We start from the raw sequence: 21,714 nt of genomic DNA on the forward strand, positions 1-21,714 counted from the left end.
TGACGGTCACGTCGTCGAGCTCCACGCTGGACGCCACGATCGTCGGTCCCCGACCTGCAGTCGGCGCCCGGGCGGGCCCGACGACAGATTCCAGATGCTCGAGAATCGGTGTGAGGTCGACGTCGGCATCCTCACGAATTGTCTCGGCAATTTCGAAGGGGTGACCGGTCTGCAGGCATGTCCTCACGCACCGGGGTTTGGGTTGGCGCGATCCGGCGCGGTGTCCGTCCCTTCGGTCACGGTGCGACGATGCAGCCCGGGCCGAGGGGAGTGGCGGGGTTGACGGTGACCGTCTGAATGGGTCCGCCGGCGGAGGTCTGATATGCCATCAGCGAGTGCTCACCTGGCGCCGTCGGGGTCCACAATGTGACCTTGTGCCCGAGGATCACCGGCGTGCTGTAGTACGGGTCGATGTTCCAGGCGAGGTCCTGGGGAAACATGGTCGACTCGTTGGTGTAGTCGACAATGTCGGTGCGCGGCTCGACCAGTCTTTCGGTGCGGGCCACCACCAGATATGTGCATCCGACACCGAACGGAGTGGTCGGTCCCGCACTGAGGCCGGGGGCAATGGTCAGGTCGACGACCTCGGCCGAGGCCGTAGGCGCGGCCCCTAGCGCTGCAGCGGCACAGGCCGCAAGAGCAATGAGGGACAGGTGAGCCGGCGGCAAGATCTTCATACCGATGAGTCGGTTTCGGCGGGATGTGTGTTACTTCGAGCGTGACACCCGATCCGCAGCGGGATCGAGCCCGAATCCTGACACTGGTCCGATTCGGGGCCTCAATCAATCGATTCGGCCAAGACCGGGGGATCTGGCTCCAACGCACCGGGGCAACCGCGCAAGTCGGCCCCGTTCGCAGGAAACGAGGGAGCGGCACCGGACTACTGTTCCGGCCCCACCATTCGACGTCGGCGCCTACCCCGGGGTTCCGCGCATGCCTCTCCGATTGACACTGGCCGACGATCTGGCCGACGGCCGGGATGCCTGAGGCATCGACGTCCTCATGCTGCGGAGTACGCGGGAAGGTGTCGGGCGAACCAGTCGGTGCGGGTTCGGCGGGCTGTGGCCGAGATCTGTGCCTGCGGGTACATGGTGTCGAAGCCGTGGAAGCCGCCTGCCCAGACTTGGAGTTCGGCCTGGCCGCCCGCCGCCCAGATGCGGGTGGCGTAGTCGATGTCCTCGTCGCGGAAGACTTCGGCGGAGCCGGTGTCGATATAGGTGGTCGGGAGGCCGGAAAGGTCGTCGGCAAGCGCCGGCGAGATGTACTGGGACACTTCGTCGGTGGTGAGGTCGCCCAGAACGGCATGCCATCCGAACTCGTTCATCTCACGGGTCCAGACACCGGGTATGCCGGAGTACTGGTGGCTGGAGGTGCTGGTGTTGCGGTGGTCCAGCATGGGGCAGACCAAGATCTGCGCGGCGATGGCCGGGGCACCGAGGTCGCGGGCCAGCAGTGTGACGCCGGCCGCGAGGCCGCCGCCTGCGCTGACGCCGGCGACGACGATCCGGGCGGGGTCGATGCCCAGTTCGGTCGAGTGTTCGGCGACCCAGCGCAATCCCTGGTAACAGTCGTCGACGAGGGTGCAGCCGGTGGCCTCGGGCGCGAGCCGGTATTCCACGGAGACCACGACCGCGCCGAACTCGTCGAGCCAGTCCAATGGGATGTCGATCTGTGAGAAGCGGTCGCCCATGACCATCCCTCCGCCGTGCATCCAGTACACGCAGGGTGCCGGGGTGGTGTGGTCGGTGTTCCCAGGACTGTAGACCGACATGAGGATCCGGGCACCGTCCTGGGCGGGCACCGCGATCTCGCGCCGGTCGACCTGACGACAGGCGAGCAGGGACTCGACGGGCGTCGATGGGAGCTGGCGCAGCTCGGCAAGAACTTCACGGCTGAGCTGGGACATCAGCGGCATGTCGGCGAGGAGCTCACGCAGTTCGGGGTCCAGGGCGGGTCGTGCCATGGTCATGGTCGCGGGCCTTTCTCGAAATGGTGCCGGATCGGACGGGGGACTCAGAATGCGGCCTTGCCACGGACCGGGACGTAGTCGGTGTACTCCGACTCCTTGGCGAGCAGTGCGCCGATCTGCGCCACGATGGCCTGTGCGGCCTCCCCGGCGAAGATCCGGTGGTGGTCCTCCTCGCTGGTCCAGCCCTCGGTGACGTGGACGATGTCGGGGTCGGACGCGGAACGCGCGACGAGGTAGACGACACAGTGTTCGCTCGCGCCGGGGCTGCCCTCGTTCAGGCCGTTCAACAGCAGGTCGACCAGCCGGTCACCCGAGCCAGGCTTGGCGGTCAGGGTGGCGTTGAAACCGTAGTTGGCGATCATGGATGTCTTCTTCCCGGTGATGGAGTGGGGTGATTTCATTCAACCCTCCTGACCTGCGGAAACGTTAGAACGATGCTCGCTGGTGCTTGCACAATCCTCGCGATCACGGGAGCCGGAGGTGTCGAATGGTGCTGCAATGGAGGCATGTACCTCGAGGAGTTCCGCACCTTGCTGGCTCGGCATGCCCGCCCCGACTGGACAACGGCCATCGACGGCGTCTTGATCTCGAAGGTCGATCGTTCGGATCCGCCGGCACCCTCGATGTCCGGCACGGTGCTCGCAGTCATCGCCCAGGGAGCTAAACGTCTCGCGCTGGGCGACCGGGTCTACGAGTACGGGGCGGGGCAGTACCTGGTCGCATCCGTAGACCTGCCCGTCACCGGGCAGTTCACCCGGGCCGACCCGGAGCAGCCGGCGCTGGGGTTCGGTCTCACGCTGGAACCGTCCGCGGTCGCCGAACTGCTGCTGCAGGCCGGTCCCGGTGACATCCCCCGCGACGGTGGAGGTGCGCCGTCGGGGATCGCCGTCAGCGACGCCCCGCCCGCACTGCTCGATGCTGTCGTCCGGCTGCTGCGTCTGCTCGACGAACCCCGCGACCGCGCCGCGCTCGCCCCGCTGATCAAACGAGAGATCCTGTGGCGCTTGATCACCGGGGAGCAGGGCGCGACCGTGCGCCAGCTCGGCCTCGCCGACAGCGGCCTCACCCATGTCTCCCGGGCCGTTCGCTGGATTCGCGACAACTACGCGCAGCCTTTCCGGGTCGAGGACGTGGCCCGTCTGTCCGACATGAGCGTGTCCGCCTTCTACCGCAACTTTCAGGCGGTGACCGCGATGAGCCCCATCCAGTTCCAGAAGCAGATCCGGCTCCAGGAGGCCCGGCTGCTGCTCGCCACCCGCCCGGGCGACGTCACCGGAGTCGGCCGGCGCGTCGGCTACGACAACCCATCGCAGTTCAGCCGCGAGTATCGCCGCCAGTTCGGCGCACCCCCGAGCCGGGACGCGGCCCGCCTGCGCGACACCGCACGCACCCCCACAGGCGTCCCGACCTGACCGGGAGCTGCTGGAGGATCGTGCAAGAAGAAGCGACGATAGTTCTACTGTTTATGCTGGTCAAGGCGATTCAATGGGAGTGTCAGTTACTCCGCCGGAGCAGGAAGATGTCTTCCCGATCCGCGGATCCCACCACAGCGCAAGGACCGCAACATGAAGACAGTTCTGATCACCGGTGCCTCATCCGGATACGGGCGGGAGACGGCCCGCCACTTCCACTCGCAGGGGTGGAACGTCATCGCCACGATGCGCACCAAACGAGTCGGTGTCCTGCCCGAGTCGGACCGGCTCCGCGTCGTCGAGCTCGACGTGACCGAGCCCGAGACCGTCACCGCCGCGCTCGAGACCGCGGGATCCATCGACGTCCTGGTGAACAACGCCGGCGTTCCCTCGATCGGCGTGTTCGAGGGAACACCCATGGTCCGAGTGCGGGAAGTGTTCGAGACCAACACATTCGGCGTGATGACGACGACGCAGGCGGTGCTGCGACAGTTCCGCGAGCGCGGCTCCGGCGTGGTAGTGAACGTGACCTCCAGCGTGGTGCTGGGACACATGCCGCTCTCGGCCGTCTACAAGGCGAGCAAGATGGCCATCGAGGGGTTCAGTGCATCCCTCGCGCTCGAGCTCGCGCCCTTCGGTGTTCTGGTGAAGACGGTCGAGCCGGGCGCCTGCCTGACGACGAACTTCGCGGCCAGGGCGACGAACGGCGGGTCGGTCGACGAGCTGGTCCCGGAGCCCTACGCACCGTGGGCGAAGAGCGTCATGGACGACTTGACGGGCCAAGAGCTGTACACCGAGGAGAGCGACGTCGCCGAGACGGTGTGGCGAGCCGTGCACGACACGACCGGCCAGCTGCGATTCCCGGCCGGCGCCGACGCGGTCCGGCTCGCCCAGGCGAAGTGAGCGCGCAGCGGCAAGGTAGCGCCGCGCCGGCGCCACGAGTTGGCCCCTCCGCACAGCACCTCATCGCGCCTGAGTCGGGGCGCGGCTGGACAGATTGACGTTTCCGCCGATGCACCCGCTCAGCGACCGTCTGCACGTAGTCGCGAGCGAGCAGGCCTGCTGGCCCCGCGAAGCTGGTGACACCGTCGCCGAACGTATGCGCGCTCTGGATGCTGTACCCGATGGCCGCACACCGAACTGGTATCGGCGGCATACTCGAAACCAGTGGCCGAAGGGCAGCCGCGAATGGGAGACCGATGGCACAGCCTGCAATCCTCAGCGTCGATGACGACCCGAGCGTGTCCCGCGCCATCGTCAGGGACCTACGCCGCAACTACGGCGAGAGGTATCGAATCGTCCGGGCACAGTCCGGCGACGAGGCCCTGGCCGCGCTCAAGGAGATGAAGCTGCGCGGCGACCCGGTCGCGGTCCTGCTCGCCGACTACCGGATGCCGGGCATGAGCGGAATCGAATTCCTCGAACAGGGTATGGACCTGTATCCCGCTGCGAAACGCGTCCTGCTCACCGCCTACGCCGACACCGATGCCGCGATCGACGCGATCAACGTTGTCGATCTCGATCATTACCTGCTCAAGCCGTGGGATCCGCCCGAGGAAAAGCTGTACCCGGTGCTCGACGCCCTGCTTGACGCCTGGGTGACTTCCGACCGCAAGCCGGTGACCGAGACCAAAGTGGTCGGGCACCGGTGGTCGGCGCGCTCCTCGGAGGTGCGGGAGTTCTTGGCACGCAACCAACTGCCCTACCGGTGGTACATGTCCGATGAACCGGAGGGTCAGCGGCTGCTCGAGGCCGCGGGAGCTGACGGCATGCGGCTGCCGGTGGTGATCACTTGTGGGGGGCAGGCTCTGGTGGAGCCGACCGATTCGGAACTGGCACACCACGTCGGACTGGCCACCACGCCGGCGTCGGATTTCTACGACCTCGTCGTCATCGGCGGTGGACCGGCAGGGCTCGGCGCAGCCGTGTACGGGGCTTCGGAGGGGCTACGCACCGTCTTGGTCGAACGCACCGCCACCGGCGGGCAGGCCGGGCAGAGTTCCCGGATCGAGAACTACCTAGGATTTCCAGACGGCCTGTCCGGCGCCCAGCTCGCGGACCGGGCGCGCAGGCAGGTGGTCAAGTTCGGCGCCGAGGTGATCACCACCCGGGAGGTCGTCGCGTTGGAGGTCAACGGATCCGCGCGGACCGTGCGGTTCGCCGACGGGGCGTCGCTGGACGCGCACACCGTGATCCTGGCGACCGGGGTCTCCTACCGGCAGCTGTCGGCGCCGGGGCTGGACGAGTTCACTGGCCGCGGTGTGTATTACGGGTCGGCGGTGACGGAGGCCGCGCGATGCAGTGGGCAGGACGTGTACATCGTCGGCGGTGCGAACTCGGCCGGGCAGGCGGCGGTCTACCTGGCCAGGGGCGCCAGCTCGGTGACCATCGTGGTGCGGGCGCGGTCACTCGACGACTCCATGTCGCACTACCTGATCCAGCAGATCCGGCAGAACCCGAGGATCACGGTCCGGGCATGTTCGGAGGTGATCGGCGTCGAGGGCGACGACCACCTGGAGCGGATCACCCTGCGCGACAACACAACAGGTCGTACCGAGACCGTCGAAGCACAGTGGCTCTTCCTGTTCATCGGGGCGGCGCCGCGCACGGACTGGCTCGACGGTGTCGTGGTGCGCGACGACCACGGGTACGTAGTCTCCGGCCCGGACCTGGTTGTCGACGGCAAACGGCCGCGGGGCTGGGAACTCGAACGGGTACCGCACCACTTGGAGACCAGCGTGCCGGGGGTCTTCGCGGCAGGGGACGTGCGCTCCGACTCCGCGAAGCGGGTGGCATCGGCCGTGGGAGAGGGAGCGATGGCAGTGATGCTCGTGCACCGATACCTGGCCAAGCCGTGAACGCCGGGCCGATGTGCACGCCGGAGGAACTACGGACGTTGTTCCTCTTCGAGAAACTCGACGACGATCAGCTCCGGCAGCTGTGTCGCGCCGGACGGATCGAGGTTGTCGAGCCGGGCCCGGTGTTCCGTGAGGGCGCCCAAGCGACATGCTTCTATGTGCTCGTCGAGGGATCGGTGGTGCTCACTAAGCTCTCGGGTGGCCATGAGGTGGAGATGGTGCGTACCTCGCACCGCGGCGCCTACGCGGGCGCCTGGACCGCCTACATGGGCGACCGTGTGCCACAGATCTACAACAGCTCGATGACGGTGCCCGAGCGGTCCACGTTCTTCGTCCTGGACGCGGCTGACTTCGCCCGCTTCGTGGCGGAGTGGTTCCCGATGGCGATCCACCTGCTCGAGGGGCTGTTCTTCGGTAACCAGAACGCCCGCGAGATCCTCGACCAACGGGAGCGTCTGCTCGCCCTCGGTTCCCTGTCGGCCGGGCTGACGCACGAGCTGAACAACCCAGCTGCGGCCGCGGTCCGGGCGACGGCGTCGCTGCGGGACCGGGTCGCCGGGATGCGGCACAAGCTGGGGATGATCGCATCGGGCGCGTACGAACCCGCAACCCTCCAGTCGCTGATCAGGATTCAGGAGGAGGCGGTGGATCTGGTCGCGAAGGCTCCGTCACTGAGCCCGCTGGAGGAGTCTGACCGGGAGGACGCGCTCGGCACGTGGCTGGAGGATCACGGCATTGCGGGCGGCTGGAACATTGCGCCGAACCTCGTGCAGGCCGGGCTCGACGTGGCCTGGCTCGAGCGGGTCGCGGCCACGGTCGCGCCGCCGATCCTCGCGGGCGCCGTCGCCTGGCTGAACTACACCGTCGAGACCGAACTCCTGATGAATGAGATCGCGGACTCCACGACCAGGATCACCGCACTCGTCGGCGCCGCCAAGCAGTACTCCCAGATGGACCGCGCCCCCTTCCAGGTCTCGGACGTGCACGAACTGCTCGACAGCACACTGGTCATGCTCAGCCGAAAGATCGGCAGCGGCATCGACGTGGTCAAGGACTACGACCGCGACCTGCCGCGCGTTCCTGCGCACGCTGCCGAACTCAACCAGGTGTGGACCAACCTCATCGACAACGCGGTAGGTGCCATGGACGGCCGCGGCACCCTCACCGTCCGCACCTACCGGGACGGTGACTGCCTGGCCGTAGCGATCGGAGACACCGGACAAGGCATCCCCGAAGAGATCCGAGGCCGCATCTTCGAGCCGTTCGTCACCACGAAACCGGTCGGTGAGGGCACCGGGCTCGGGCTCGACATCTCGTGGCGGATCGTCAACAAACATCGGGGCGATATCCGCGTGGAATCGCAACCAGGGCACACCGAATTTGTGGTCCGCATACCGCTGGCCAGTCCGGAGGGAGATCACGATGACTGAGATCGAGGGAATCCGCCCAGAGGTACCGCCGACAGGCCCAGGCTGCCTGCAGTGCGAAGCAAATGATGGGTGGTGGGTGCATCTGTGACGTTGCGCGGAGTGCGGACACGTCGGATGCTGCGACACCTCACCCGCTCAGCACGCGTCGGCGCATGTGGCCGCCAGCGGACATCCCTTCGTACAGAGCTACGAGCCTGGCGAGGAGTGGTTCTGGAGCTGTCAGACAGAGCAAATGTACGACGGGCCCGAGCTGGCGCAACCCCGGCACCACCCTCTCGACCAACGGCGCCCTCCGACGCATGTGGATCCTGACCCTGACCCCGATCATCGATGCCCTGCTCGGCCAGGTCACCGCGCTGCTGATCCGCTGACGTACCCGCCGGAAGCGTGCGGCAGGGCTGGAGCGTGTCCTTTTCGATGTGAGGCAGTCGAACCGCCGTGCTCGCGAGCGGGTCCCTGCCGGATTACGACCATTGGTGGCGAGGGTAACCAAATGGTTGCGTAGCCCACCGAATCCCGCCGCTGCGCCGTCGCGAGACGATCTGAACCCCACGACCGTCTCGTTGGTCTTTGGGTTCTCCCTGCGTGCATCCAGTATGGAGGTAATATCAGTGCGGGAGAAGGGCATCCGAGAAGGCGCCCGTGACAGCGTTGATCGCGGTCGTGATCAATCACGGACTGAGGATGCGCGCCAGTAGCTGGGCTGAGCTGTTGAACGATGCCAGCTGTCAGTTGCCCGGCGTCGGGGACACCGGCGAGGCCTCGGCGCAAACCCTGAGGTTCTGAACAATCGTCGAATCGGGGAGATCGCCGACCACTACGCGGACGTCATCGCGGACCTTCCGGCACGGACCGCGGACAGCTACCATGCCCGGTCAGCCAACGGTGGCGACCGCTGCAGGACGGCCTGGCGAACTTCACGCCACGCAGCGATGCGGCGATGGATATCCGCACCGAGCGCGGGCCGCTGCTGATGATCGCCGCCGGGCCAGATTCAGCCTGACCGCGTCCCGCGCACACAGCGAAGGAGCATGCCATGAGCTTTGTTCGATTCGCCCGAGCAGCACTTGCCACGATCGCCCTCGTCGCAGCCCTGGCCGCGGCGCTGGTCAGTCCGGCGACCGCCAGACCATTGCCGACGGTCGTGTTGGTGCACGGCGCCTTCGCCGACACCACCAGTTGGGACCCGGTCGCCGCCGAGCTGCGCGGCCGCGGCTACACCGTCGTCGTCCCAGACAACCCGCTGCGCGGACCCGGCTACGACGCTGCCGCCGTCGAGAAGACCCTCGCCGGGATCTCCGGGCCCGTGGTGCTCGTCGGCCACTCGTACGGCGGCGCGGTCATCACCAATACCCACAACCCGAACGTGAAGGCCCTCGTCTATGTCGCCGCCTTCGCGCCGGCGCAGGGCGAGCCGGTCCAGCTGGCTCTGGATCCGGTCCGATTCCCAGGCAGCCAGCTACTCCCGCCCGTCTTGCAGGTCAAGGTCGTCGACGACGCTCACGCAATCGGCGGCAAGAACCTCGACGGCTACATTGCCGACGACGCGTTCCACCGGGTGTTCGCGCCGGATGTCAGCGATGCGACGGCCGCCACCATGCTGGCCCACCAACGCTCGATCGCGTTGTGGGCCAACCTCGAGCCGTCCGGGCCGACCTCCTGGTCGAACACCCCGAGCTGGGCCCTGATCCCCACCGGCGACAACATCATCCCACCCGCCTCGCAGCGCTTCATGTCGAGCCGCATCGGCGCGCACACCACCGAGATCGCCGCCTCACACGCCGTGCTCGTATCCCAGCCCGTCGCCGTCGCCGACGTCATCGCCACCGCGGCGGGCAGCTGACCCGGGCATGTCCAACCCATGGACCTGCACGAGCGGCACGGCTGCCGTCGACAGCGACGCGAGCAGTGCACGGGGGGTAGGAGCGACGCGAGCTCACCGTAAAGGGCGAGCTCCTCGGATGCACATCAGAAACCGGGCTAAAAGGTACTGCAGCCGTGTGAGTTCCGGGGTCTGATCGAGAGGCGCGCTCTCGCAAACCCTGCGGGCCGTGGGTGACCGGCTTAGAATCGGCGCGGTGTCATCGCCCAGCTGCTCTCGCAGCGCGGCCGAGGATTTCGGCCATCGTGAGGGGCCATCGTCACGCATCTATGTCATCGATCGACGCAGGAACTTGACGTCCGAACCCAGCCTCCGGGCGTTCCCGTTCTCGGGGGCGAGAAGGAGAGATGACCATGAGCAACCCCACCAAATCGGTCGTGCTCGTTCACGGCGGATTCGTCGACGGATCCGGGTGGAAGGGCGTCTACGACATCCTGACCGCCGACGGCTTCTCCGTCAGCGTCGTGCAGAACCCCACGCTTTCGTTGAGTGGAGATGACAACGCGACCCGCCAGATCCTGGACCGCCAGTCCGAGCCGGCCGTGCTGGTGGGCCACTCGTACGGCGGCGCGGTGATCAGTCAGGCAGGAAACCACGACAACGTCTCGGCGCTCGTCTACGTCACGGCCTTCGCCCCGGATGACGGCGAGTCGGTCAACACCCTCATCGGCACCTTCCCGACGGACGGACCCCAGCCACCCATCCTGCCCCCGGAGGGCGGGTTCCTGGCTCTGGACCGTGAGAAGTTCCACGAATCCTTCGCCGGGGACCTACCCGCGGGCGAGGCGGCGTTCATGGCCGACTCCCAGGTTCCCTGGGGGCTCGAAGCGCTCGGCGGCGTCGTATCGCAGCCGGCATGGCGCAGCAAGCCGAGCTGGTACCTCGTCGCCACCGACGACCGAATGATCCCCGCGCCGGCGCAACGGACGATGGCAACACGCATGGGTGCGACCATCATCGAGACGCCGGGGAGTCACGCCGTGTACGTGTCCCGCCCCCAGGAAGTGGCAGACGTCATCAAGCGCGCCGCCAACGAGGCCTGACCAGGTCCCAACGCCACTGTCCAGGGGTGACCAAGTTCGTGGTAGCTGCCATTGAGGCGAGTCCACAGAAACGGAGTTCACCATGGACGAATCACCCAGCACTGATCTGCCCGACCTGAGCGCCTTCTTGCAGGCCACCGGGTTCGTCGTCGAAGAACAGTCCGGGACCAGGGTGTCCGGGTTTGTGACTCTCGGTCCCGGCCACCACACCCCGTGGGGAGTGGTCCACGGAGGGGTGTACGCCACGATCGTCGAATCGGCCGCCAGCATCGGCGCGAGCGCCGCGGTCCTCGACCGCGGACAGTTCGCCGTCGGCCTGCACAACAGCACCGACTTCCTCCGATCCAGTAGCGGCGGCCGGGCGCGCGTCGTCGCCGAACCCATCCAGCAGGGCAGGACCCAACAGCTGTGGCTGGTCACGATCACGGACGAAGCCAGCGGCAAAGATCTCGCCAGAGGGCAGTTGCGGCTCCAGAACGTCCCGCTGCCGGCCGGGTAGCCGACCCGACACGGCAATGGGGGTCAACGCTCTCAGCCCGTCGGCCGGGTGGGCTGTGACCGCCGCAAAAGTGGGGTGATTCGCCCCAACGAGGGCCCTCGCTCGAAAACCGAAGGGACTGGACGGTCAGTTGGACCATGAGGTCGGGAGAGGTGAGACTGCCCTATGCCTTCCGGCGAAGAGCAGCGTCACATCGAGTTCGTCATCGAGCGGCTGACCAAGAAGCACCCCGATCTACCAGCAACGACCGTGCGTGAATCGGTGACCCGGGCCCATACGCATTTCGACGGTCGCCGGGTGAGGGACTTCGTTCCACTGCTAGTCGAACGCAATGCGGAGGCCGAGCTCGGTCACGCCGGGAGGTACCGATCCGTGCCGATGCAGCACGCGCAGGCGCGGATGTTTCTGGCACTGCTCCGACGCGAGATCGAGGAGCTGGCGGTCGCCATCGAATCGACTGAGGCGCAGGCCACGCACCTGCGGGCCGCCGGGGACGTCGACCGTGAGGCGGAGTTGCTCTAAAAGGTCGATGATCTGGATCGGCGCATGTTCGAGGTGCACGGCATGGTCGAACGACTGCGTGTGCGGGTGGGGTGAGGATTTCGGCGGGAAGGTCGACATTCTCGTCAACAATGCAGGTGCGGTCACCCCGCGGCCTGGAGGGTTCGTCACGGTCACCGACGACGACTGGAATGCCTCGTGGTCGCTCGGGGGGGGGTGATGGCGGCGGTGCGCACGACCCGGGCGGCGATCCCGGAGATGATCCGGCGCGGTGGCGGGGCGATCGTCACGATCGGCTCGGTTGATGCGTTCTACCCGGACCCCGGCGTTCTGTCGACTACAGCGCCGTCAAGGCCGCGGTCACCAACCCTACCAAGGCCCTGTCGAAGGAGCTCGGCGCCAAGGGTATTCGCGCGAAACTCGATCAGCCCGGGCCCGGTGCTGACGGATCTGTGGCTGGGCGAGGGTGGCGTCGCCGAGGTGATCGGCAAGGCCAGTGGCGCCAGCCCGCAGGAGGTCGCGGACGGCGCCGTGTTCGGCACGCCGACCGGGCGGTTCACCACACCGGACGAGGTCGCCGACCTGACCCTGTTCTTGGCCTCCGACCGGGCGGCGAACATCGCCGGCGCCGATATGACGATCGATGGCGGATTCATCACGACCGTGTAGGCGGGCGTTTCCTGCCGGGCCGCTCGGAATCGAGAAATCGCTCGATCAGAGGGCCGAACACCTCGGCACGGGTGAGCAGGTCGACGTGTCCACCCGCGTGCAGCTCGAGGGTGGAGTTCGGCAGCAGTCGATGCATGATGCGGGCGTTGATGACCGGAATGATCGGGTCGTCGGTCCCGCCGATGACGAGTGTGGGCTGCCGGATCAGCGGCAGCGAGAACAGGCTCGTCCAGACGGCACCGGCCGCGAGCTGGTGCAGGTACCCGCGCATCGACCCTCCCGCACGCTGGTGGCGCAGCACCTCCACCAGATCCGTGCCGCCGTCCCTCGCGGTGCCTCCGTAGATCGTGCCGGCGATTGCGGCCAGATGGTCGGGGTCGGTGAACCGGCGTGGGGTCATCATCATCGCCAACACGTCGGGCCGTGCCGGCACCATCAGCACGCCCGTTCCCGTCGCGACCAGCACCACGCGCCGGCACCGGCGCGGGTTCTGAAGGGCAAACTGCTGGGCCAACCCCCCGCCCCACGAGTAGCCCATGACGTCGACGTGGTTGTGGCCGAGCATGTCGAGCAGGCGCCCGAGAAGGCAGGCTAGGCGGGGAAACCCCTGGGGCAGTGTGCCGGTCGGTGAACCGCCCGTCCCGGGGGAGTCGAACCGGATCACCGTGCGGCCGGGGCGCAGGTGCTCGACCAGCGGATCGAGCGCCTCGAGTGACGCGCCGATCCCGTTGCACATCACCAGGGGAATCCCCGATCCCGCCCGCACGTCGACCCGCAGCGGCTGCCCGCATACCGACACGGTCCGGGGGTAGCCGCCAGTGCCGGCGGTCATCGGTAGATCACGACGCACTCGGCGACGCAGGCGGGCCTGGGCGAGCCCTCGACCTCGAACGTCACGTCGAGGACGGCCTCGACTCCGGCGTCGCGCTGCCACGCTGACACGACGCGCGCGCTCGCGCGGACCTTCGACCCAACCGGTACCGGGGCGGGGAAGCGGACCTTGTTCAGGCCGTAGTTCACGGCGGCCTGGAGGTTCTCGATCGCCAGCAGTTCGGCGATCGCCCTGGAGGCGAGTGCGAGTGTGAGGTACCCGTGCGCGATGGTGCCCCGGAACGGTCCGGCGGCGGCGCGGGCCGGGTCCGTGTGGATCCACTGGTGATCACCGGTGGCATCCGCGAACCCGTTTACCTGTTCCTGCGTGATCGTGTACCAGTCGGTGGTGCCGAGGTCCATTCCGGCGAGATCGATCAGGTGTGTGGGGTATCCGACGGTGGTGGTCATGACGGTGCTTCCTTTCGAGAGTACTTGTGGCGGTTCAGCGTTCACGGACATACGAGCCGGGTGCGGGCATCAGCGGCGGAAGGTTGTCGCCGCCGAGCACCGACGGTGCGGCCTTCTGTGGGCCGCTCCGGTCGGTGAGCCAGGAGGTGTAATGCGGCCACCAGGAGTCGGGGTGCTTCCCGGCCGCCGCGGCCCACTCGTCCGGGCTCTCGGAGTCCGGCGCGCCGACGCGGAACGACGCACGAGGGTTGCCGGGCGGGTTCACCAGCGAGGCAATGTGGCCGCTGGTGGACAGCACGAAGTCGACGTCGCCACCCAGCAGTCGGGCACTGCGGTAGCAGGCCTGCCATGGACTGATGTGGTCGGCCACACCCGCCACCACGTAGGAGTCCGCCGTCACCTTCGACAGGTCGACCGAGGTGCCGAGCATGGTCGCGGCGCCTGGCTCGGCGAGGGCATTGGTCAGGCCCGTCTCCACCATGTCTCGGTGCAGAGCGGCGGTCATCCGGGTGGTATCCGCGTTCCAGAACAGCACGTCGAACGGGGGCGGCGTATTTCCCTGGATGTAGTTGTTCACCACGTACCGCCAGACCAGATCAGTCGGGCGCAGCCAAGCGAAGACCTCTGCCAGCGACCTGCCGTCCAGGTACCCCCGGGCCGCGGAGACGCGGACCGCCTCCTTTGCGGTGTACTCGTCCAGGGCTGCCGAGGCGAACCCGGCTCGGCTCTGGTCGAGCACGGTCACCGCGAGCGCCAGGCTCGCCACCCGGTCGCCCTCCCCGATGTCCGCCAGATGCGCCGCCACCATCGCGGCCAGCATCCCGCCTGAGCAGGTGGCGAACAGGTGGGTCCCGTCACTGCCGGTGATCTTCTCGACCGCGGCCATGGCGTCGACGATGGCCTGACCATAGGTGTCGAAACCCCATGTGCGGTGTCGGGTCTTCGGGTTTCGCCAGGAGATGGTGAACACCTGTTTCCCCTGGTCGAGGAAATACTCGACCAGGCTGCGTCCGGGGGACATGTCCACCGCGTAGAACTTGTTGATCACCGGTGGCACCACCAGGACCGGTGTCGTGTCGACCTTCTCGGTGCGCGGGGTGTACTGAATCAGCTCGAGTACTCGGGACTGGAAGACGACCGCCCCCGGTGTCGCAGCGACGGTCCCACCGACGGTGAAGGCGTCCGGTTCCACCATCGCCGGCACCCGCGGCATGCTGGCGAGGTCGCGGAGCAGGTGGCCGGCGCCGCGCACCGCGCTTGCACCGCCGGTGTCGATGAGCGCCTTGTAGCCGAGCGGGTTGAGCAGCGGGTTGTTGGTCGGTGCCGCCGCCTCGACGAGGTTGTCGATGACGAACTGCATGCGTTCGCGGTCGCGCCAGTTCAGGTCCGCGTCAGCGAGCAACTGGTTCGCGGTGTCGGAAGTCGCCAGGTAGGACTGCATGATCCGTCGCAGCACTGGGTTGCCGGACCAGGCCGGGTCGGCGAACCGCTTGTCGGACTTGGCGGGATGCCGAGCCGAGCTGCCGCGCGCGATCTTGGCCAGTTCGACGGTGAGCCCGCGTCCGCGACCGGCCAGGAAATGGGGTGAGGACGCCAGGCTGGTGGCCAGGCGCAGCCACGAGCGGTTGGGCAGCATCCGCCGGGTCAGCCCCAGCGCAGACTCGGCCAGCAGGAGGTCGAGCGGCGCGGCGAATTCGTCGGCGGCGGCGTCGCCGCTCTTGGTGGTGGACGGAGCCTTGGTGGTGGTCATGAGATGTAGTCCTTCGAGTTGTTCCGGGTGAGCGCGTTCAGCGCGGAGGTGGCGGCGTTGTGTCCACCCATGCCGTGCACGCCGGCCCCGGGCGGGGTGGCGGCCGAGCAGATGTAGACGCCGGGGATGCCGATCTTGTATGGGTCGAGTGCGATACGCGGCCGCAGCGCGACCTGTAGCGGGTCGTTGGAGCCGGTGAGGATGTCGCCACCCACGTAGTTCGGGTTGTAGGCGGCCATCGCGCCGGCGGTGCGCACGTGCCGGCCGACGATCCGCTCCCGGAGGCCGGGGGCAAACTGTTCGATCCGGTCGATCACGGTGTCGGTCGCTTCGCCCGGGTAGCCCTGCGGGACATGGGCATACGCCCACACCGGGTGCACGTCGCCGGCAGAGCGGGACGGGTCGGCCAGGTATTGCTGGCCGACGAGGACGAACGGCCGCTCGGGCATCACGCCGGCTGCGACCGCCCGCTCGGCTGCGGCGACCTCCTCGAACGCGCCGCCGACGTGCACGGTGCCGGCCCGTCGGCAGTGCTCGTTGATCCACGGGACACCGCCGTCGACCGCCAGGTCGACCTTGAACGCGGACGGGCCGTAGCGCCAGCGCCGGTAGGCGCGGGCGACCCTGGGCGGCAACCGATCCCCGGCGATCTCGGCCACCGCGGTGGGGGAGAGGTCGAGCATCACGATGTCGGCGGCGGGCAGCTCCGAGAGGGACCGGACGAACCTGCCCGTCTCGATGCTGCCGCCGTACGCGAGGAGTAGCGATGCGAGCGCGTCGGTGACGGCGCGCGACCCGCCCTTGGCGACGGGCCACCCGTAGCGGTGCCCGGCTGCGATCATCATCAGTGCGACCGCGGTGGTGGTCGGCCGCGACAACGGTTGCAAGGCATGCGCGGCGATCCCACCGAACAGGGCCCGGGCCTCAGGAGTGTGCCAGCGCCGCGCGGTCCACGTCGCGGGGGCCGCGGCGTCGAGTCCGAACCGGGCGAGCGCCAGCGGGTGCCGCGGTGCGTGCAGTATCGGCCGGAACAGCTCGCCGGCGAGGACGTCGAAGTTCTCCGAGCGAGGACCGAAGAAGCGCGCCCAGGCCGTGCCGTCGCGTCCCAGTCCGGCTGCGGTGTCCTCGATCGACCGGTGCAGGACACCCGCCGTCCCGGACTCCAGCGGGTGCGCGACGTCGACCTCGGGATGGAGCCACTCGAGCCCGTGCGATTCGAGGTCGAGGGACCGGAAGTACGGGGACGCGATGCCCATCGGGTGCACCGCCGAGCAGTGGTCGTGCAGCACACCCGGCACGGTCAGTTCGCTGGTGCGGGTGCCACCGCCGATGGCGTCCGCCGCCTCGACGACGGTGACCTCGACGCCGGCCTGGGCCAGGGTGACGGCGGCGGCCAGACCATTCGGCCCGCTGCCGACGACGATTGCGTTTGTCATCGTCTTCAGCCCTTCGCGTTCAGGGTCGCCGGGACGTAGCCCGGCCGGGTCCACTCGACCGTCATCGGGATGGGGCCGTCCGGCAGCCAGGGCTGCGGGCCGACGGTGTCCGACACCCGCCAGTTGCCGCGTTCGACCACCCCGAGCGCGGCGTCGACGACGCGGTAGGCCTGCGTCCTGCGGTGGATCGGCTGCGACTCGACGTACATCACCAACAGCTCGCCGGGGGCGAAGTGCAGGCGGCTCTGGACCGCGTCGATCAGCCCCTCGTCGTGCAGGTGCCCGTCACCGAAGTTCCAGCCGACCAGCGTGTTGCACACGAACTCTGCTTCCCGCACGGTGCGGGCGTCGAGGTCGTCGACGTGCCGGATCAGCAGCGAGTTCAGGCCGCGACCCTGGCTGTGCATCGACCGCCAGGCCAGCGTCATCTGCATGGTGATCTCGGCGTCGTCGGGCTCGTAGCCCATGGACTGCAACTGGTCGACCTGGTTTCGGGCCGGTTTGTCGAGTTCGTTGAGCCGTGCTTCGGCCCCGGGGGCGAACACCCACGTCGCGGACGCCCAGTTGCCGGCGTACTGCCGCATCGAGGGCAGGAAGGAGACCAGGTCCGGGCGGAAGTTGCCCAGCACGGGGAAGAACAGGAGACCCGCCGCGATCACCGGGAGCATCCAGGGCTCGGAGAAGTCGAGGACGCCGTACCCGTCGCCCGCGGGGAATCCGACGAAGAGGAACACCGCGGCGAAGGCGAACAGGATGTTCCATTCCAGCGGCACCGCGAGCGGGAAGGTGGAGACGATGAACAGGTGGAACGCCACCATTGCCAGCGCTGCGATCACGGTGATCGTGAGGTTGGTGGACAGCAACAGGACCAGCGGGATGGCGACCTCGACGGTAGTGCCGGCCACATGGGCCATGAACCAGGCGAGCTTCGAGGGCCGAAGGTCCTCCGGGTACCGGCGGTAGTGCGCGCGCTTGAGCCGCTGGAACGGGTTGAACGGCGCATTGGAGACCATCGGGGGGATCACGTTGATGAAGTGCTCGCCGATCTTCGAGACGCCCGCGCCGACCCAGGAGACGAGGATCGTCAGTTTGAAGGCGATGATCATGTCGACGAAGCCGAGCGTGGCCGAGAACAGCAGGATCGGGAGGTACTGCTCGGCGCGGGCGGCGAGGAAGACGACCTTGTCGCGCAGCCCGATGATCACGAGCAACACCATGACGGGCACCAGCGATCCGACCCGCAGCAGGCCGCCGGTGCTGTCCGGCACGGCCGCGATCAGGCCCTCGCTCGGCACTCCCGGCAGGGCGAGCGCGACCACGAGGCTGACCAGCAACGCCAGGTAGAGCAGGACGTCGCCGACCGTGCGGCGGTCGCCGCCGGTGAAGGGAACCTTCGTCGGCCACGGTGCGAGGCGGATGGTGCCGGGCCGCACCCAGTAGGTGATGCCGCCGGTCATCGGCTTGAAGTGCCCGGCGAGCGGACCCCAACTCCCTGCCACGCCGCAGGACTCGAGCAACACGGTCCACACCACCAGCTTCTGATAGACGACCGGTTCGTTCCACCAGGAGGCGATGTCGAACGGCGAACCGACGTCCGAGGTGAGCGTCGCGACGAGCACGCCGCCGACGATGTACAGCAGCGCGAGCTTGGCCAGGTAGATGACGTGCACAATCCGGGGTGTGCCGAACCCGTTGTCGACCCAGTGGGTCGCCAACGTTCGCATGCGATCGAAGAACGGTTGTCGAAGGAAGGTCGCGGGGTCGACCTGAGGGGTTGTCGGGGTGAGGAATCCCATGACGTCACGCTCCTTGGCGTGTGGTGGAGGTGGGGGCGGGGATCGAGCGGCCGGCGGGCGTCAGCGTGCGCAAGGCACGCTTGTCCACCTTCCCGATCGGGTTCTTGGGCAGCGCATCGAGGATTTCGATGGCGACGGGGACCTTGATTTTGGTGAGGTGGGTGCGGCACAGCGCGCGTAGGTCGTCGGCGTCGAGCGCCGAGTCGGGATAGGTCGAGACGTAGGCGACGGGGACCTCGCCTAACACGGCGTCGGCGGCGCCGACGACGGCGGCCTCGCGCACGTGCGGGTGGCTGTGCAGGACGGTTTCGATCTCCTTGGGGTAGATGTTCTCTCCGCCGCGGATGATCATGTCCTTGATGCGGTCCACCAGGGTGAGGTAGCCGTCCTCGTTGAGAACGCCGACGTCGCCGGTGTGCAGCCAGCCGTCGCCGAGCGCGTCCGCGGTGGCCTCCGCACGGTTCAGGTAGCCCTGCATCACGTTGGGGCCCTGGACGACGACCTCGCCGCGCTCGCCGGGCGGCAGGAGGGTGCCGTCCTCGTTCATGACCGCGACGCGTTGCCGGGGCAGCGGAACACCGACGGTGCCGAGCTTGCGGGGCCCGTCGACCGGGTTGCAGGTGCAGGCGCACGTCGCTTCCGTCAGCCCGTACCCCTCGACGAGACCGAAACCGAAGCGCCGTTCGGTCGCCGCCAGCAGTTCCTTCGACGCGGGTGCCGCGCCGCAGATCGCGAACCGGATCGACGAGGTGTCGGCGACGACGTCCGCAGGTTGAGAGACGAGGTGCGCGTAGATCGTCGGTACCGCCGAGAAGTACGTGGGGCGAAGCGATTCCACCGCATCGAGAAACTCCCCGGCGCGGAACCGCTCCATCACGGTGAGCTGGCCGCCGACGGCCACCGGGGTGAGGAAGCCGACGCAGATGGCGTTGACGTGGAACAGCGGCAGGACCAGCAGGCAGTGGTCGTCCCGGGTGATCTCGAGATGCGTCGACATCATCGACGCCATCGCGCCGATGTTCCCGTGGCTGAGCACCACGCCCTTGGGCCGGCCGGTCGATCCGCTGGTGTAGATCAGCAACGCGATGTCGTTGGCCGAGGTGTCGGGTTCCGGGAGCGTCCGGTTCGTGAGGGGAGCCCACCGCAGGTCCTGCACCGAGATGCTCGGGCGTCCGCCGTGCGGGGCGTCCGGCCCGGCGTTGACGACGATTACGGCGTGCGCGTCAGCGATCTGGTAGTCGGCCTCGGTGGCGGTGAACATCGGGTTGATCGGGGTGGCCGCCGCGCCGAGACGCCATGCCGCGACCATCGCCACGAGCAGTTCGACCCGGTTCGGCAGCATGATCGCGACTGTCGAGCCGGGGACCACCCCGTACTCGGCGAGTTGCTCGGCGACGGCGTCGACCCAGACGGCAAATTCGGCGTAGGTCAGTTCGCAGCGCCGGTCGCGCACGGACGGCAGTTCGTCGAAGGTCGGTGGCCGCAGCCAGGGCAGGTAGGCGAGTGTCGTCACGACGAGGGCTCCTCGGACTGGTGGGTCTCCACCGGGTTTCGGGCGGATGGTGGAGCGGCGATGAATTCACGCTAGGAGCGGGAGGCCTCCGGATTCCTGTGCCCGAAGCACCAAGTTCGGGGGTGGGTTCGTGCGCGCGGCGCCGAGGTTGCAGCGGGATTGTCTTGTCAGAACCAGCGGGTCGTCGCAGAGTTGGTTCCGGGAGACAATCGGTGGGGGACCCGAGTAGGGAGGCGTCACATGGCTGCCGAGATCCCCGATGGGTTGGATCGCCGTGTCGCGGCGCTCGTCACGGAGGTCGCGACCGCGCTGGGCGCCCGGGCGCACGAGCTGACCGTCGCCTTGGCTGCCGCGTTGTCCGATGCCATCGAAGACGTGCGGGACGGCCCGCTGATCCTCGATCTCCTCGGTGCGAGCGTCGAGAGCAACTTGGAGATGCTCGCCGACACCCTGCGATACGGCATTCCCATCGAGGAGATCTCGACCCCGGCCGTGGCCGAGGAATATGCCCGCCGACTCGCTCAGCGGGGTATCTCGTTGAATGCTCTTGTGCGTGCATATCGGCTGGGACAGCAGCACGTCGTCGACTGGGCCTTCTCGGAGATTGCACAGCGTGAGCCCGATTCTCGGGTGGCCTTCGCCGCCGGACAACGCATCGTGGCAAGCACGTTCAACTACATCGACAGGATCACCGAGCAGATCGTCGACCAATACGAAACCGAACTCGAGCGCTGGATGGCCACGCGCAATACCGTCAGGTCCGTCACGCTCGAGGACTTGCTGGGCGGGCGGAGGATCGATGCGTCATCGGCGGAGGCGAGCCTCGGATACAGGCTGCGGCAGAACCACCTCGGTGTCGTGCTCTGGAGTGCGAATCACGGGCCTTCCGGAGCGGACCTACGTCAACTCGAGCGGGTAGTCGACGGGATGAGCGAGGCGGTCGGCGGTATCGGGGCACCGTTGTTCTTCGCCAAGGACCGGTTGACCGCGTGGGGGTGGATCGGCTTGGGACGCAAGGTCGAACCCGTGGATACCGACGGACTGAGTGCGGCACTCAGGAGCACGGGCAAGGATCTGTTTGCGGCGGTAGGTACCCCGGCGGCCAGCCCACCTGGATTCCGCACCAGCCATCTGGAAGCTGTGCGGGCGCAGCAGGTCGCGTTGATCGCGAAGGAGGGTGCCCGAGGGCTGACCTCGTATGCCGACCCGCAGGTACGCGTGGCTGCCCTACTCGCGGCCGATGTCGAAGTGGCCCGGCGAATGGTGGACAGGGCACTGGGGGCGCTCGCGGCCGACACCGACCATGCCGACAGGCTTCGAGACACGCTACTGACCTTTCTCACCGCGAAGGGCAGCTACACGGCAACTTCGGAGCTCGTCCACTTGCACAAGAACACCGTCAAATATCGGGTCGACAAGGCGCTCGAGGAACGAGCCAGGCCTCTCGACGACGAGCGTCTCGACCTGGAATTTGCCCTCATTGCATGTCGGTGGCTCGGACGGGCAGTGCTGACTCCACCCGGACCGTGATCATCTACGGGTGGGTTCGAAGGCAGACATCGGCTTGCCGACCCGGCACGGATGCACCTCAATTAGTGACATGTCAGCAAAGATGTAGGATTGATCTGTGGCGAATTCTGGGTGGCTCGACGAGCGCGAGGCGAGGGTGTGGCAG

At 67.7% G+C, this 21,714-nt stretch carries 19 protein-coding genes and 3 pseudogenes; 12 read left to right on the forward strand and 10 right to left on the reverse strand.

The window, feature by feature from the left end:
* Positions 1–236 precede the first annotated feature (236 nt).
* The 3 genes from RT2_RS21785 to RT2_RS21795 all read right to left on the reverse strand — a co-directional run bounded on the left by RT2_RS21785 (position 237) and on the right by RT2_RS21795 (position 2,370).
* Positions 237–677: a hypothetical protein gene (locus RT2_RS21785; protein WP_072846899.1), complete on the reverse strand. Its 441-nt coding sequence runs from the start codon at positions 675–677 to the stop codon at positions 237–239.
* 323 nt (positions 678–1,000) lie between these two features.
* A complete protein-coding gene (locus RT2_RS21790; RefSeq protein WP_072846900.1) occupies positions 1,001–1,969 on the reverse strand; it encodes an alpha/beta hydrolase in 969 nt (322 codons plus the stop codon).
* Between the two features lie 44 nt (positions 1,970–2,013).
* Positions 2,014–2,370 carry a putative quinol monooxygenase gene (locus tag RT2_RS21795; protein WP_217635579.1) on the reverse strand — a complete coding sequence of 119 codons (357 nt, stop codon included), beginning with the start codon at positions 2,368–2,370 and terminating at the stop codon, positions 2,014–2,016.
* Between the two features lie 105 nt (positions 2,371–2,475).
* Between RT2_RS21795 and RT2_RS21800 the strand changes: the two genes are divergently transcribed.
* The 10 genes and pseudogenes from RT2_RS21800 to RT2_RS26890 all read left to right on the forward strand — a co-directional run.
* Entirely contained in the window at positions 2,476–3,381 is a 906-nt protein-coding gene (locus tag RT2_RS21800; RefSeq protein WP_072846901.1) for an AraC family transcriptional regulator, read from the forward strand.
* Between the two features lie 153 nt (positions 3,382–3,534).
* Positions 3,535–4,284 carry an SDR family oxidoreductase gene (locus RT2_RS21805; protein WP_072846902.1) on the forward strand — a complete coding sequence of 250 codons (750 nt, stop codon included), beginning with the start codon at positions 3,535–3,537 and terminating at the stop codon, positions 4,282–4,284.
* A 296-nt stretch (positions 4,285–4,580) separates the two neighbouring features.
* A complete protein-coding gene (locus RT2_RS21810) occupies positions 4,581–6,239 on the forward strand; it encodes an NAD(P)/FAD-dependent oxidoreductase (protein ID WP_072846903.1) in 1,659 nt (552 codons plus the stop codon).
* 179 nt (positions 6,240–6,418) lie between these two features.
* Positions 6,419–6,547, forward strand: a pseudogene (locus RT2_RS26925) (hypothetical protein); the annotation flags it as partial.
* A gap of 270 nt (positions 6,548–6,817) precedes the next feature.
* Positions 6,818–7,669, forward strand: coding sequence for a sensor histidine kinase (locus RT2_RS21815; protein WP_503826519.1), 852 nt, complete (start codon positions 6,818–6,820; stop codon positions 7,667–7,669).
* Positions 7,662–7,961: pseudogene (locus RT2_RS26635) on the forward strand (UBP-type zinc finger domain-containing protein); the annotation flags it as partial. The gene RT2_RS21815 and the pseudogene RT2_RS26635, both read left to right, overlap by 8 nt.
* A gap of 744 nt (positions 7,962–8,705) precedes the next feature.
* On the forward strand, positions 8,706–9,512 hold the full coding sequence (locus tag RT2_RS21825; RefSeq protein ID WP_072846905.1) for an alpha/beta fold hydrolase: 807 nt from the start codon (positions 8,706–8,708) through the stop codon (positions 9,510–9,512).
* Between the two features lie 392 nt (positions 9,513–9,904).
* Positions 9,905–10,594: an alpha/beta hydrolase gene (locus RT2_RS21830; protein WP_072846927.1), complete on the forward strand. Its 690-nt coding sequence runs from the start codon at positions 9,905–9,907 to the stop codon at positions 10,592–10,594.
* Between the two features lie 82 nt (positions 10,595–10,676).
* Positions 10,677–11,093: a PaaI family thioesterase gene (locus tag RT2_RS21835; protein ID WP_072846906.1), complete on the forward strand. Its 417-nt coding sequence runs from the start codon at positions 10,677–10,679 to the stop codon at positions 11,091–11,093.
* A gap of 165 nt (positions 11,094–11,258) precedes the next feature.
* A pseudogene (locus tag RT2_RS26890) lies at positions 11,259–11,381 on the forward strand (three-helix bundle dimerization domain-containing protein); the annotation flags it as partial.
* Positions 11,382–11,411: 30 nt separating this feature from the next.
* On the opposite strand, the gene RT2_RS26045 reads toward RT2_RS26890, so the two are convergent.
* Positions 11,412–11,714 (reverse strand): hypothetical protein, encoded by a 303-nt coding sequence (locus RT2_RS26045; protein ID WP_169888488.1) that lies wholly within the window; start codon positions 11,712–11,714, stop codon positions 11,412–11,414.
* A 138-nt stretch (positions 11,715–11,852) separates the two neighbouring features.
* Here RT2_RS26045 and RT2_RS21850 point away from each other — a divergent pair, with 138 nt between their 5' ends.
* The gene (locus tag RT2_RS21850; protein ID WP_245709182.1) at positions 11,853–12,263 is read left to right on the forward strand and encodes an SDR family oxidoreductase; all 411 of its coding nucleotides are present in this window, start codon (positions 11,853–11,855) and stop codon (positions 12,261–12,263) included.
* Here RT2_RS21850 and RT2_RS21855 read toward each other — a convergent pair.
* The 6 genes from RT2_RS21855 to RT2_RS21880 are packed head-to-tail and all read right to left on the reverse strand — an operon-like array spanning position 12,250 to position 20,039.
* A complete protein-coding gene (locus RT2_RS21855; protein WP_072846910.1) occupies positions 12,250–13,095 on the reverse strand; it encodes an alpha/beta fold hydrolase in 846 nt (281 codons plus the stop codon). The genes RT2_RS21850 and RT2_RS21855 overlap by 14 nt on opposite strands.
* Positions 13,092–13,544: a MaoC family dehydratase gene (locus tag RT2_RS21860; protein WP_072846911.1), complete on the reverse strand. Its 453-nt coding sequence runs from the start codon at positions 13,542–13,544 to the stop codon at positions 13,092–13,094. The genes RT2_RS21855 and RT2_RS21860 overlap by 4 nt, the downstream gene beginning before the upstream one ends.
* Before the next feature lie 34 nt (positions 13,545–13,578).
* The gene (locus RT2_RS21865; RefSeq protein WP_072846912.1) at positions 13,579–15,294 is read right to left on the reverse strand and encodes a PHA/PHB synthase family protein; all 1,716 of its coding nucleotides are present in this window, start codon (positions 15,292–15,294) and stop codon (positions 13,579–13,581) included.
* A complete protein-coding gene (locus tag RT2_RS21870; RefSeq protein WP_072846928.1) occupies positions 15,291–16,730 on the reverse strand; it encodes a phytoene desaturase family protein in 1,440 nt (479 codons plus the stop codon). The genes RT2_RS21865 and RT2_RS21870 overlap by 4 nt, the downstream gene beginning before the upstream one ends.
* Positions 16,731–16,735: 5 nt before the next feature.
* On the reverse strand, positions 16,736–18,526 hold the full coding sequence (locus RT2_RS21875) for a DUF3556 domain-containing protein (protein ID WP_072846913.1): 1,791 nt from the start codon (positions 18,524–18,526) through the stop codon (positions 16,736–16,738).
* Positions 18,527–18,530: 4 nt separating this feature from the next.
* The gene (locus RT2_RS21880; protein ID WP_072846914.1) at positions 18,531–20,039 is read right to left on the reverse strand and encodes a class I adenylate-forming enzyme family protein; all 1,509 of its coding nucleotides are present in this window, start codon (positions 20,037–20,039) and stop codon (positions 18,531–18,533) included.
* A gap of 240 nt (positions 20,040–20,279) precedes the next feature.
* Here RT2_RS21880 and RT2_RS21885 point away from each other — a divergent pair, with 240 nt between their 5' ends.
* Positions 20,280–21,569 carry a PucR family transcriptional regulator gene (locus RT2_RS21885; protein WP_092775863.1) on the forward strand — a complete coding sequence of 430 codons (1,290 nt, stop codon included), beginning with the start codon at positions 20,280–20,282 and terminating at the stop codon, positions 21,567–21,569.
* Positions 21,570–21,714: the final 145 nt, after the last annotated feature.

Source organism: Rhodococcus tukisamuensis NBRC 100609, from assembly GCF_001894985.1.
GTDB classification, from domain to species: Bacteria; Actinomycetota; Actinomycetes; order Mycobacteriales; family Mycobacteriaceae; genus Rhodococcus_G; species Rhodococcus_G tukisamuensis.

What these genes read in the sequence shown, in the direction of transcription:
- RT2_RS21800 (WP_072846901.1), top strand. Translation starts at nt 2,476, where the DNA reads ATGTACCTCGAGGAGTTCCGCACCTTGCTGGCTCGGCATGCCCGCCCC.
- RT2_RS21795 (WP_217635579.1), bottom strand. Translation starts at nt 2,370, where the DNA reads ATGAAATCACCCCACTCCATCACCGGGAAGAAGACATCCATGATCGCC.
- RT2_RS26045 (WP_169888488.1), bottom strand. Translation starts at nt 11,714, where the DNA reads ATGTCGACCTTCCCGCCGAAATCCTCACCCCACCCGCACACGCAGTCG.
- RT2_RS21835 (WP_072846906.1), top strand. Translation starts at nt 10,677, where the DNA reads ATGGACGAATCACCCAGCACTGATCTGCCCGACCTGAGCGCCTTCTTG.
- RT2_RS21785 (WP_072846899.1), bottom strand. Translation starts at nt 677, where the DNA reads ATGAAGATCTTGCCGCCGGCTCACCTGTCCCTCATTGCTCTTGCGGCC.
- RT2_RS21870 (WP_072846928.1), bottom strand. Translation starts at nt 16,730, where the DNA reads ATGACAAACGCAATCGTCGTCGGCAGCGGGCCGAATGGTCTGGCCGCC.
- RT2_RS21810 (WP_072846903.1), top strand. Translation starts at nt 4,581, where the DNA reads ATGGCACAGCCTGCAATCCTCAGCGTCGATGACGACCCGAGCGTGTCC.
- RT2_RS21885 (WP_092775863.1), top strand. Translation starts at nt 20,280, where the DNA reads ATGGCTGCCGAGATCCCCGATGGGTTGGATCGCCGTGTCGCGGCGCTC.
- RT2_RS21790 (WP_072846900.1), bottom strand. Translation starts at nt 1,969, where the DNA reads ATGACCATGGCACGACCCGCCCTGGACCCCGAACTGCGTGAGCTCCTC.
- RT2_RS21805 (WP_072846902.1), top strand. Translation starts at nt 3,535, where the DNA reads ATGAAGACAGTTCTGATCACCGGTGCCTCATCCGGATACGGGCGGGAG.
- RT2_RS21860 (WP_072846911.1), bottom strand. Translation starts at nt 13,544, where the DNA reads ATGACCACCACCGTCGGATACCCCACACACCTGATCGATCTCGCCGGA.
- RT2_RS21825 (WP_072846905.1), top strand. Translation starts at nt 8,706, where the DNA reads ATGAGCTTTGTTCGATTCGCCCGAGCAGCACTTGCCACGATCGCCCTC.
- RT2_RS21850 (WP_245709182.1), top strand. Translation starts at nt 11,853, where the DNA reads ATGATCCGGCGCGGTGGCGGGGCGATCGTCACGATCGGCTCGGTTGAT.
- RT2_RS21865 (WP_072846912.1), bottom strand. Translation starts at nt 15,294, where the DNA reads ATGACCACCACCAAGGCTCCGTCCACCACCAAGAGCGGCGACGCCGCC.
- RT2_RS21875 (WP_072846913.1), bottom strand. Translation starts at nt 18,526, where the DNA reads ATGGGATTCCTCACCCCGACAACCCCTCAGGTCGACCCCGCGACCTTC.
- RT2_RS21815 (WP_503826519.1), top strand. Translation starts at nt 6,818, where the DNA reads ATGATCGCATCGGGCGCGTACGAACCCGCAACCCTCCAGTCGCTGATC.
- RT2_RS21855 (WP_072846910.1), bottom strand. Translation starts at nt 13,095, where the DNA reads ATGACCGCCGGCACTGGCGGCTACCCCCGGACCGTGTCGGTATGCGGG.
- RT2_RS21830 (WP_072846927.1), top strand. Translation starts at nt 9,905, where the DNA reads ATGAGCAACCCCACCAAATCGGTCGTGCTCGTTCACGGCGGATTCGTC.